8 protein-coding genes are annotated in these 11,449 nt (G+C 61.4%); 3 read left to right on the top strand and 5 right to left on the bottom strand.

All coding sequences use genetic code 11. The features are described 5' to 3' along the window. Positions 1 to 37 precede the first annotated feature (37 nt). Positions 38 to 835 (bottom strand): type IVB secretion system protein IcmH/DotU, encoded by a 798-nt coding sequence (gene icmH / locus KGA81_RS16480; RefSeq protein ID WP_223547250.1) that lies wholly within the window; start codon positions 833 to 835, stop codon positions 38 to 40. Between the two features lie 15 nt (positions 836 to 850). Continuing rightward, a complete protein-coding gene (tssF, locus tag KGA81_RS16475) occupies positions 851 to 2,617 on the bottom strand; it encodes a type VI secretion system baseplate subunit TssF (protein WP_223547249.1) in 1,767 nt (588 codons plus the stop codon). Between the two features lie 313 nt (positions 2,618 to 2,930). On the opposite strand from tssF, the gene tssM reads away from it, so the two are divergent. Beyond that, positions 2,931 to 6,605: a type VI secretion system membrane subunit TssM gene (gene tssM, locus KGA81_RS16470; RefSeq protein ID WP_223547248.1), complete on the top strand. Its 3,675-nt coding sequence runs from the start codon at positions 2,931 to 2,933 to the stop codon at positions 6,603 to 6,605. Between the two features lie 296 nt (positions 6,606 to 6,901). Beyond that, the gene (locus KGA81_RS16465) at positions 6,902 to 8,404 is read left to right on the top strand and encodes an aldehyde dehydrogenase family protein (RefSeq protein ID WP_223547247.1); all 1,503 of its coding nucleotides are present in this window, start codon (positions 6,902 to 6,904) and stop codon (positions 8,402 to 8,404) included. Positions 8,405 to 8,465: 61 nt separating this feature from the next. Here KGA81_RS16465 and KGA81_RS16460 read toward each other — a convergent pair whose 3' ends face one another. Both KGA81_RS16460 and cynS read right to left on the bottom strand, forming a co-directional pair. After that, the gene (locus KGA81_RS16460; protein ID WP_223547246.1) at positions 8,466 to 9,125 is read right to left on the bottom strand and encodes a carbonic anhydrase; all 660 of its coding nucleotides are present in this window, start codon (positions 9,123 to 9,125) and stop codon (positions 8,466 to 8,468) included. A 61-nt stretch (positions 9,126 to 9,186) separates the two neighbouring features. After that, positions 9,187 to 9,654, bottom strand: a complete 468-nt coding sequence (gene cynS, locus KGA81_RS16455) for a cyanase (protein WP_223547245.1) — start codon at positions 9,652 to 9,654, stop codon at positions 9,187 to 9,189. Positions 9,655 to 9,777: 123 nt separating this feature from the next. On the opposite strand from cynS, the gene cynR reads away from it, so the two are divergent. Continuing rightward, positions 9,778 to 10,659: a transcriptional regulator CynR gene (cynR, locus tag KGA81_RS16450; protein ID WP_223547244.1), complete on the top strand. Its 882-nt coding sequence runs from the start codon at positions 9,778 to 9,780 to the stop codon at positions 10,657 to 10,659. Between the two features lie 199 nt (positions 10,660 to 10,858). Here cynR and KGA81_RS16445 read toward each other — a convergent pair whose 3' ends face one another. Next, positions 10,859 to 11,188, bottom strand: coding sequence for a hypothetical protein (locus tag KGA81_RS16445; RefSeq protein WP_223547243.1), 330 nt, complete (start codon positions 11,186 to 11,188; stop codon positions 10,859 to 10,861). Positions 11,189 to 11,449 lie beyond the last annotated feature (261 nt).

Below are 11,449 nucleotides of genomic sequence, written 5' to 3'. Positions count from 1 at the left end.
CGGGCACTACGAAAAACAATGAAATTGCCTACAGCCACTAACGTAGCAATATGGCTTCCAGTGATTGCATGACTTGCTGGGTCATGGTGTTCAGGCGGATGGCAAAGAACCCATACGCACCCAGGCAAACCGCCCCGGCGGCCGCCCAAGGGGTCCACCACGGCCATTGCCGGTTCATCTGGTAGTGGCGCGGCGCAACGTTGTCCAACGGCCGGGTCAGATGCGCAGGCACCGGATCGTGCAGCGCGCCGATCACGCCCTGTAATCGGCTGATCAGCTGCTGCAAGGTTTGGTCGCCCTGGGTCTGCACGCTGCACTGGCCTTTGAAACCCAGACACAGGCACAGGTACATGAGCAGCAGCACATCGCGGTATTGTTCCGGGGTTTCCTGCAGGCGGGTCAGCAGGGTGAAGAAGGTCTCGCCGCCCCAGGTTTCCTGGTGAAAGGTGCTCAGCAACGATTTGGCCTGCCACACCGACCCAGTGCCCCAAGGCGTGGCCAGTACCGCCTCATCGACAAATACGCACAGCACGTAGGAGAACACCCGCCGTTCGGCTTCGCTGTAGCCCTGCTGGCGCAGTTCTTCCAGCATCACCTTGATCTGGTTGGTGAGGTGCCCCTGTAGCTGTTCCACCGGCTGGTAGACCTCGGTCCTGCGCAAGCGCATCACCAGCCCGAACAGCGGCATGGCGACATCCACCAGCGGGTTGAGGCTGTGCCCGCGCAACTGGAATTCCAGCGGATCGTGATGGCAGAACAGTTCGCTTTCGGGCCGGCCTTCGCGGGCGTCACCGTGGGTGCTGGAGAAGCTAGTGGTGGGGGGCAGGGTCGGCATGCCGGTCTCCGCGGATTAAATGATGGGTTGCTGGCCGGTGCGCATCGGCCAGGTGAAGGCGGTGTGGTCGGCAGCGTTGACGATTTCCAGCTGCTGGAACGAGTTGGTGCTGGCATACAGCGCCATAAAATGCGAGAGCACGCTGCCAAACAGGTGCAGATCACCGGCGTTGCTGAAGGCTGCGGGGTCGATGGTCAGGGTGGTGCGGCTGCCGCGTACAGGTACGCCCTTGATCAACCAGTCGACCGGAGCGGTGCTGACTTGGCGAATGCCTTCCAGACGGTGTTGGGTGGCGCGGTGGTGGGGCAGGTCATGAGGGGCGATGAAGTCATACACCTGCAACACCGCCTTGAGCGCCGCCGGCGACGACAGCGACAGGTTGTTCAAGGCCAGGTTGGAGATCAGCGCCCACAGCACCTGGCCGTCGAGCATTGGCGGATAGGTGCGGGTCGGGCGAGTGAGGTTGCGGTAGGTGGCGAACGAGGGCGTGGTCTGGGTGGTGCGGTTGAGTTCGCCCACTTGCAACTGACGAGGCAGGTCGCCATTGCTGCAGGTCAGTTGGATGTTGAGCACTTCACGCTCGCCCAGGTACGGGCGCTGATCGGCATGGATCAGGCGCAGGCTGTGTTTGGCACCGTTCTTGAGCAGCTCCGGTTCAATGATGTGGCTGTAATAGCGGGCCGTGCGCTCGCCGGCCGGTTCCACCTGATGCTGCAATGACTCATAGGGGGCGAAGTCGACGCGGTAGTTGTCTGCCGGGGTTTGCGGTTTGCGCCGCCGGGCGCTGACCTGGTCGATGCTGAAGATTTCATAGGCGTGGGGGCGTGGGCCGCGTGGTTGCACGAGCGCGTGCAGTGCTTCGCCATCCAGCTGGATCGGTTCGGCCGGGTAGTCGAACAGGTTGATGGCAGGGGTGCAGTACAGGCAGAGCGTATCGGGGTTGACCTGGACGAAGGCCGGCAGCGGGGTGGAAAAGTGCAGCTCCAGGCGAATCGGGCCCACTGTTGCCTGGGGCCAAAGGCGGCGTAACCCACTGACACTGAAGCCGTGAAACCGCTGGGGGAAGTAGAAATACTCCTGGAGCAGGCGGTAGCCCTCCAGTTGCTGCTCCAGGCCGGGCAGCAGTGCGTCGTGGGGCTCGAAGCCGGGAAAGCCCAACGCATCCGGAGGCAGGGCCAAGCGTTTGTCGTCAAGGCACAGCACCATCTTGTGCAGATGTTGGGCCAGCCATTGGTAGAGCGTCAGCGCGTTGAGGTCGCCGCCACCGAGGTGGAAGTCCAGACGATCACCGTTGATCTCGCTCAACGGCTGGTCCGACAGGGCCTGCAGCTCGATGCTCAGTATCGACTTTTGCACGCTGTGGGAGACGCTGGCGTCGCTGATCTGCAAGGGATAAAGGGTTACATCGGTACAGGTGCGAAAGGTGCAGCTGACGCCGTCCACCGGCTGCGAAAACAACGGCGTGCCTTTGGCAATCACCTGTGGACCGCTGAGGGCGTGCAGCACCGGGTCAAAGCGCACCTGGGTCAGGCTGGGCAACGGGCGCAGGTAGTTGGGGTACAGCTGCTGCAGGAGCGGGTGGGTAAGCTGCGGCAGATCGTCCTCGATCTTCAGGACCAGCTTGGCGGTTAGAAAGGCGAAGCCCTCAAGCAGATGCGCGGCGCCTGGATCTGAGGCCTGATCGCCCAGGAACGGTGCCAGGCGCGGATCGTCTTCAGCGAACTCACGCCCCAACTCTTGCAGGTAGCGGAGTTCTTCTGAAAAGCGAGCTTTAAGTGACATGGTTTCGTCCGTCGAGTGGGTTTAAGTTGTAATGATTAGTTGTAGGAAAGTTCTGTAGGAAGTTGTGTGTTGTCTTGGTTGAGTGCCAATTAATAAATATGTGCGGATACTTCTAGTGGCGGGGCGGCTTCGTCAAGCTAATTAATGGTGTAGATGTAAAATTATGTTTCTTTTGGATTTAACATTGATCGTTAGTTGTGGGCGCTGTTACTGTCTACCCGGCATTACGAATGAAATGCTTCAAAGTAAATAGCGTTTTCATATGCGGCGCGGGGACGATTTTTATCTTGGGAAAGTTCAGGGGCGAACAGTAATGAACAAGAGGCCGGGTGCGTTGGCGCGCGGGTTTTCCGCTCTTCAGCGCCATGGGACGCTGATTGTCATCACGGCCGGGATATTGGCGATGGTTGTGGTGTTGGGTTGGCTCTGGTGGCTGGGGCCGAACTGGACCTGGCGCGACACGCAACCGCTGGCACCCTGGCCGCTGCGCCTGGCAATCAGCGTGGTGCTGGTAGTGCTGCCGCTGTTGGTGTGGACCTGGCTTGTGCACCGTCGCCAGCGCCGGTTGCAGCAGGAACGCGACCAACAGGCACAACGGGTGCAGGATCCTTGCTTGGTATATCTGCAAGCCCAGGAGCGATCACTGCAAAAAAACCTGGCGCGGGTGCGGGACAACCATCAGGGCCGGAGCCTGCACCAGATCCCTTGGTACCTGGTGCTGGGGGAGGAGAACGCGGGAAAGTCCAGTTTTATCAGCCGCTCCAGCCAGAGTTTTGCCTTGACCCGCACCGCGCGCAGTGGCGCGGCGCGGGTGGCCGCAGACCCGGATCTGGCGTTCGACATCGACTGGTGGATCGGCGATGAGGCGGTGCTGATCGACCCGCCCGGCGAGTTCATCAGCCAGCCTGAGCGGCAACCGCCATCTACGCCGGCTCCCGTCGCACCCATCGAGAATGAGGCAGCGGACACTGAAACCGTCGTCGAGCCCATGGTCGCCCCGGTCGAACAGCCCACTGGGCTGCCGGTTGGCGCCGAAAAACGCCTGTGGCACCACCTGATCGACTGGCTGGCGCGCAGCCGCAGCCGACGCCCGCTCAACGGCGTGGTGCTGATGGTCGACATGGTCAGCCTGTTCGAGCGCCCACCCAATGAACGTCGCAACCTGGCTTATCTGCTGCGTGCACGCCTGAATGAGCTGGGCCATGAACTGGGCACGCGCCTGCCGTTGTACGTGGTGCTGAGCAAGTTCGATTTGCTCGACGGCTTTGAAGAGCTGTTCGCCAAGCTCCCTGCATCGGCACGGGAAGAGGTGCAGGGCTTTACCTTCAGCCTGGATGCCGTCGAGGATTTCGATGCGTGGCTGGGCGAATTGGCGGTTGCGTATGACCGCTTCGTCGCTGCGTTGAACATGCAGGTCATGCGGGCCATGGGGGATCCCGAGCCGGCCGAGGTGCGTGAGCGGCTGTTCTGCCTGATGCGCCAGCTCAGCGGCTCACGGGAAATTCTGTTGCGCTTTCTTGGCGATGTGCTGGGCAGTGACCGCTACACCACCCCCGCGCTGGTCCGTGGCGTGTACCTGTCGTCGGTGTACCAGCGCGGTGTGGTGGCCAACCTGTTTGTCGAGGCCTCGGCGCGGGCCTACGGGTTCCCCGCACCGGTCAGTTCGGCCAAGCCGCAAGGGCATTCGGTGGTGTACTTCGCCCAGCACCTGTTGCAGCGGGTGGTTTACCCGGAGGCTGGGTTGGCCGGCGACAACTTCAAGGTGGCGCGGCGCAAACGTCGCCTGCTGCTCAGTGGTTCGCTGCTGGCCGGGCTGGGCAGTGCGTTGCTGGTCGGCGGCTGGTGGTATTACTACGGCATCAACCGCGACAAGGCCGACCAGGTCTTGAGCCAAAGCCAGGCCTTCAGCACCAAGGCCAGTGGCCTGCAGGCCGACCCCACCGGGCTGAACCTGCTGGTGCCCCTGGACGAGATCCGTGCCGCCGTCACGGTGTACGGCGACTACCGGGCCACCTGGCCGCAGCTGGCCGACATGGGCTTGTACCAAGGTCAGGCCATCGGGCCGATGGTCGATCAGGCCTACCTCAGCCTGTTGTCCCGGCGCTTCCTGCCAGCAATCGCCGAGGGCGCAGTGGAGGTCATCCGCCGTGCCGAACCGGGCAGCGACGAACAGCTCGCCGCCTTGCGTGTGTACCGCATGATCGAGGACCGCAACAACCGCCGCCCGGACATCGTCGCGCAATGGATGGCCCAGCAATGGCAACAGGCTTATCCGGGGCAGGGCCAGCGGCAGGCGGCCTTGATGCGTCACCTGACCTACGCGCTGACCTATGCCGACGTCGAGCTGCCCGAGCACCGCGAACTGATCGCACAAACCCAACAACAACTGCGCAAGCTGCCCATGGCACAGCGGGTGTACATGACCCTGCGGCAACAGGCGCAGGATCGCCTGCATGGCGAACTGGACCTGCGCAACGAGATCGGCCCGGCCTTCGACGTGGTATACCGCCCCTTGAGTGAACGCGACAGCGGCGCGGCGCTGGATGAGCACCTGACGCTGCCGCCACTCCTGACCGCGCGGGGCTTTCGTGACTACTTCGAACCCAACAGCCAGAACGTTACCGAGTTGGCGTTGATCGACCAATGGGTATTGGGCGAGCGCCGCAGCCTGGACTATTCCAACGCCGACCGCCGGGTGCTGACCGAACGGCTGCGGGCCTTGTACAGCGCCGACTATGTCGACAGTTGGCGCCGCGCGCTGAACCAGTTCGCCGTCACCGATTTCACCGATCTGGCCCAAACCCTCGAAGTGCTGGGGCAGGTCACCGGCCCGGCCGCGCCGTTGCGCCGCCTGTTGGAAACCGTGCGCGACAACACGCTGATCTACCCGCCGGTCACCGGCAAGGAGGAGCTGTCCGACGGCGATGAAGCAGGGCGCAACCAGGCGCTGGGCATTCACCGGGCGTTTGCCGGGTTGTCCGGGCTGCTCAATGCTCAGCAGGACAAGCCGTCCTACTACGAAGAAACCTTGGGCGCGATCAATGCCGTCTACGACTATGTCAAAGGTGTGCAGGATCAGCCGAGCCCTGGCAAGGCGGCACTGGGCGTGGTGCTTACCCGGTTTTCCCGGTCCGATCCTGACCCGATCCGCAACTTGCAACGCATCGCTTCGGGTCTGCCCGAGCCATTGAACCGGCACGTCAACCGATTGGCCGCACAGAGCGTTCAAGTGCTGGTTATCACCGCATTGCGCGAACTGGAAAAACGTTGGGACAGTGAGATTTACAGCTTCTATCGTGACCGCCTGGCCGGACGCTATCCGTTCAAGGCCAGTGGCGAGGATGCCTCGCTGGAGGACTTCATCGCCTTCTTCGGACCGAAAGGACGTCTTCAACAGTTCCAGGACCAGTACTTGAATGTGTTCCTTAAGGACAATCTGGACAGTCTGTCCACCGGGGACAAGAGCGGCCACTGGGTGCGTCAGGAAGTGCTTGAGCAACTTGAAAAGGCTGAGCGCATACGCGAAACCTTCTTCAGCCCAGACGGCCACCTGGCCGTGCAACTCACCATCGAACCCCTGGCCCTGAGCGCCACCCGCCTGAGCAGCATGCTCAGCGTTGATGGCCAACTCATCCCTTACCAACACGGCGCACCGCAACGCACCGGGCTGGTGTGGCCCAACAGTTTGGGCAACACCAATGGCAGCCAACTGACCCTGGTGCACAGCACCGGCAACACCGCCAGCCTGAGCTATCGCGGGCCGTGGTCGTTGTTCCGCCTGCTCAGTCGGGGGCACCTCAATGGCCGCACCGACACCAGCGTTGACCTGACCTTTTCTGTCGCCGAGGGGTTGATGCGTTATCGGATTGGGGCGGAGAAGGCTAACAACCCGATTACACAGCGCAGCTTTGAAGGGTTTGTGTTGCCGAGAACGTTGCTGCAAGAGCGACGGGGGAGAGGACGCAATGACGATGTCACTCAACGGTGAGGAGTCCCGCATGGTGGATAAGACCGATCGAGTCCGCAGAACTATTCAACTCAGGCCCTGGAGCAACTCGATATAGCCAGGATCAACTTCGAGTTGTCATGATCCTGTGTCGTAGCGTCGGCAAATCACTCATGTTCCGGAAACCGGGCGAGAGCAGAGGGGTACTGATAGCTGCCGCGAATCGAGTCGCTGCGCATTCAAACGGGGCGCTCCGACAAGCCCCCTCGCCACAGCTCGCACCCACAGGGAAATTGCTATACATTTTCCAACCGCCCACAGCATGGTGTAACCGCTTCATGTCTCTTGCGCTCGAACGTCTAGTCGCTGGCACGCCCATCCCTTTCGCCGGTAATCGTGTCACTGTCGTCAGCCCCGAACTGGCGCAGCGCTTCCAGCCCGGTGACCACCTGCTGGTGGAGCAGGTCAGCGGCGAGTTGCTGCTGATCCCCGTGGCGGACCAGCAAGCGGCCAGCGTCGCGATCGAGCGCGCCGAGGCGGCATTCACCGCGCTGTCGGCGGTGTCCGATCAAGCCATCAGCGCCTTCTTCGATCTGTTTGCCCAACGCCTGGAAGCCCCGGAGTGCTGGGCCTTGATCGAAGCCGCCAACCTGGCTGACATCGAACGGGCCAAGGCGCGCGGTCGCTCGACCACCCGCTTGCTGGCCGATGAGCGCATGCGTCGCGACATGATCGCCGGCCTGCGCGCCTGGCGTGATGCCGCGGCCAGCCGTGGCAAGGTGATCAGTTGCGTCGAACATGATGGCTGGAAAGTCGAGCAAGTGGTTTCGCCGCTGGGCATCGTCGCATTTGTCTTCGAAGGCCGGCCGAATGTGTTTGCCGATGCGGCCGGAGTATTGCGCACCGGCAACACCGCGGTACTGCGCATCGGCAGTGATGCGTTGGGCACGGCCCAGGCGATCGTCACCCATGCACTGAACCCTGCACTGAGCGACGCCGGCTTGCCGGCCGGTGCGGTGTCGCTGGTGGAAAGTGTCAACCACGCTGCCGGATGGGCGATGTTCGCTGACCGGCGCCTTTCACTGGCAGTGGCCCGTGGTTCGGGGCGCGCCGTCAGCCAGTTGGGCAGCATCGCGCAGCAGGCCGGCACGGCGGTCAGCCTGCACGGCACCGGTGGTGCGTGGCTGATCGCCAACGCCGATGCCGACGCCCCGCGTTTTGCCGCCGTGGTGCGCAACTCCCTGGACCGCAAGGTCTGCAACACCCTGAACGTCTGCCTGATTCACCGCGACCGTGCCGCCGAACTGGTGCCGCTGTTCCTCGACGCACTCAAACAGGCCGGCACCGCACGGGGGCAGGGGTGCAAACTGCACATCGTTGAAGGCAGCGAGTCGCATTTGCCACAAGACTGGCTGGCTGCAACGGTCCAGGTGTACCGCGCCGAAGGCTATCAGACCGAGGCGCAGGCCGAGCCGTTGGCGCAAGACCAATTGGGCCGCGAGTGGGAGTGGGAAGAAACCCCGGAAGTCAGCCTGAAAATCGTCGACGACCTGGACAGCGCCATTGCCTTGTTCAATCGCTACAGCCCGCAATTCACCGTGTCCTTGATCAGTGAAAGTGCCGAGGCCCAGGAGCGTTTCTATCACGCGGTCAACGCGCCCTTTGTCGGCAATGGCATTACCCGTTGGGTCGACGGCCAGTACGCGTTGAACAAGCCGGAACTGGGGCTTTCGAACTGGGAAAGCGGGCGTCTGTTTGCACGCAGTGCGATTCTCTCGGGCGATGGCGTGTTCACCATTCGCAGCCGCATGACCCAGGTCGATCTGGGCGTCAAACGCTGAGCTGACGGAACCAGTGACCGCTGCAAGGGCGGTCACTTTCTTGATCAGAGCGCGGTTCTGATCACGCGGCTTTGATCGTCTTGGCCGATACGGCACAAGTGCCCGGATGCTTGACCAGCGACACGAAGCTCCGGCTGCCGGCATCCAGTGCGTCGATCGAACCGGTCTCGATGTCGTACACCCAGCCATGCAGGTTCAACAGGCCCTTTTCCTGGGCCAGTCGCACACTCGGGTGTGTCTGGATGTTGGCCAGTTGGGCGATGACATTTTCCCGAACCATCGAACTGACCTTGGCCGCCTCACTGGTGTGTGGCCGGGCTTCGTTGATCACTTTCGCCGACTCGGCATGTTGCAGCCAGCCGCTGACGGCGGGCAGGTGATCCATGCAGGTGCACTTGGCCACGGCCGTCATGGCGCCGCAGTCCGAATGGCCGCAGATCACGATGTCAGTCACGCCGAGCACCGCGACGGCGTATTCGACCGTGGCCGACACACCACCCGGATGCGGACTGTAGGACGGCACAATGTTGCCGGCGTTACGGATCACGAACAGTTCACCGGGTTCTTGTTGGGTCAGCAGTTCCGGCACGACACGGCTGTCGGAGCAGGTGATGAACAGCGTGCCGGGATGTTGGGTGGTGGCCAGATGTTTGAACAGGTCGGTGCGTTGTGGAAAGGCTTCTTTCTGGAACTTCAAAAAACCGTCGATGAGCGCTTTCATGATCGCTTCCTCATGGATGAGCAGGGTTCGGCCCGCACAGGGTGTGCGGGCCGGTATCAACTTAGAAAGGACGCAGGGGCAGGAACTTGCCGTCGAGGGTGATGACGGCGCGGGAGCCGCCTTCCGGATCGTCGACTTTCTTCATGTCGAGCTTGAAGTTGATCGCGCTGATGATGCCGTCGCCGAACTGCTCATGAACCAGGGCTTTGAGGGTGGTGCCGTAGATCTGGATCATTTCGTAGAAGCGGTAGATGGTCGGGTCGGTCGGCACGCCCGAGAGGCTGCCGCGCAGTGGGATGATCTGCAGTTGGGCGACAGCGTCGGCTTCCAGTTCGAGTTTGTCGCCAATCACTTTGGCAGCGCTTTGCGGCAGCGGGTGTTGACCGAGCAGGGCGGCGGTGACGTAGGCCAGGCTCAAGCCGGTGCCGTCGGCCAGGTCCTGCCACGACAGGTTTTTGCGCGCCTTGGCGTCCAGGACAGAAGTGGTCAGGGCCAGGCTTGGGTCGTTGTAGGCATGGGACTGTTGCATGGTGATTCTCCTATCGGAAGGGGTGTCGCTTGGGTGTGGGGCCATCTTCTGCCGATCAATCCATAGCGTCCAAGACCGATATACAATGCAAGCCATAAGCACTGCCTATAGATGGAGAGTCCCATGTTGCTTCGACATCTGCGTTATCTGCTGGCGGTGGCCGACCAGGGTGGTTTCACCCGCGCCGCCGAGGTGCTGCATGTGTCCCAGCCGACCTTGTCGCAGCAGATCCGCCAGCTGGAAGAGTCCCTCGGTGTGAGCCTGTTCGACCGCACCTCGCGCACGGTCAAACCCACCGATGCCGGCGAGGCTTACATTGAATGCGCGCGGCGGGTACTGGTGGAGCTGGAGGCGGGCAAGCGTGCGTTGCACGACGTGAAGGATCTGTCCCGCGGGAACCTGCGCCTGGCCATGACACCGACCTTCATGGCCTATCTGGTAGGGCCGCTGGTGCGCGACTACATGGCGCGTTACCCGAATATCCATCTGGAGATTTTCGAGCTGTCGATGGACGAGATCGAGGTGGGGCTGGCGGATGATTCGCTGGACATCGCGATTGCGTTCGATCAGGCGAGAAGCACCGACATCGAATCGATCCCGGCCTTTACCGAAACCCTGGGGTTGATGGTTGGGCGCGATCATCCGCTATATGAGCATCAGGCGGCGTTGTCTGCTGAAGAGATCGCCCGCCTTGAGTTCGCCCTGCTGACCCCCGACTACATCACCCGCACGTGCATCGATGCGTATTTCGCTCAGGCGCACATCACGCCCAAGGTTGTGATTGAAGTGAATTCGGTCAATACGCTGCTGGAAGTCATCCGCCATTGCGCCATCGCCACCATCCTGCCGGACCCCATTGCTACTGAGGATCGGGCATTGCGCAAACTTTCAATGCTGGGCGCAGCGCCTGAACGCGGCGCCGCGTTGCTGCGACGCAAGAACAACTACCACAGTGCGGCGGCGTTGGCATTTGTGGAGCTGGTGTCAGGCACCGATTTTTCCTGAACACCACAAAACCCTGTAGGAGCCGGCTTGCCGGCGATGGACTCAAGTACGCCGCGTTTATCCGGTTTACACGCGTTATCGTTGACGACCATCGCTGGCAAGCCAGCTCCTACAAGAGGCCGCGTCTGGTCGAAAAAAAACCTGCTCCTTATCGGGAGCAGGTCTTGTTTATCAATAAGTCAGTGATGACTCATTTCAATTAGTAGAACCGGTCAATCACCCGAACTTCGTTCTGATCCTGCATCGAGGCCCAGGCCTGTTTCAGGGTTTGCAGAACATTACCGATGAAGTCCTTGTCGGCCGCGGCCTTCTTGCCGACATAGCCCTGGCCGCGACGGTACATCTTCAGTCGGGCGAGCAGGTTCTGGTTGTTCTGGTCGAACTCTGCTTCATGGGCATGCGGCGACAGGCAGTCGATATGAACCTGGCCACACTTGCTGATCCAGAGAATATGGCTGTCGTGGCTGTCTTTCTTTGCAGCGAAGATACGAGCCAGTTCATCGATAGTTGGTTGATTGTTCAGATTCATCATAAAGCCCCTTGACCAATTGGTGATCTTTCAAAGTTGATTCGCTAGTACAGGTAGCCCATCGGTTAGTTGATCCCTGGCACCGAAACCAGGACGTCAGCGTTCGACCGCCTTATCGGGCGGGGTCCTGCGTCTGTTGCATGTAGTCGTGTTGAATAACTGCTACGCAATAGCGTCACAACGAAGAGAAGCGGCGAAAACCTTAAGGCCACTGCCGACGTTTTCAGGGTCGGCCACAAGCATCATGAGGATTGCTCGCCA

The sequence above is a fragment of the Pseudomonas sp. A-B-19 genome (genome assembly GCF_019947515.1).
Taxonomy (GTDB): domain Bacteria; phylum Pseudomonadota; class Gammaproteobacteria; order Pseudomonadales; family Pseudomonadaceae; genus Aquipseudomonas.
The sequence above is the reverse complement of the archived record's forward strand: the minus strand, read 5'-3'. Positions and strand labels throughout refer to the sequence as shown.

Coding starts and splice junctions, on each gene's coding strand:
- icmH (WP_223547250.1), bottom strand. CDS start 835: ATGCCGACCCTGCCCCCCACCACTAGCTTCTCCAGCACCCACGGTGAC.
- tssF (WP_223547249.1), bottom strand. CDS start 2,617: ATGTCACTTAAAGCTCGCTTTTCAGAAGAACTCCGCTACCTGCAAGAG.
- tssM (WP_223547248.1), top strand. CDS start 2,931: ATGAACAAGAGGCCGGGTGCGTTGGCGCGCGGGTTTTCCGCTCTTCAG.
- KGA81_RS16465 (WP_223547247.1), top strand. CDS start 6,902: ATGTCTCTTGCGCTCGAACGTCTAGTCGCTGGCACGCCCATCCCTTTC.
- KGA81_RS16460 (WP_223547246.1), bottom strand. CDS start 9,125: ATGAAAGCGCTCATCGACGGTTTTTTGAAGTTCCAGAAAGAAGCCTTT.
- cynS (WP_223547245.1), bottom strand. CDS start 9,654: ATGCAACAGTCCCATGCCTACAACGACCCAAGCCTGGCCCTGACCACT.
- cynR (WP_223547244.1), top strand. CDS start 9,778: ATGTTGCTTCGACATCTGCGTTATCTGCTGGCGGTGGCCGACCAGGGT.
- KGA81_RS16445 (WP_223547243.1), bottom strand. CDS start 11,188: ATGAATCTGAACAATCAACCAACTATCGATGAACTGGCTCGTATCTTC.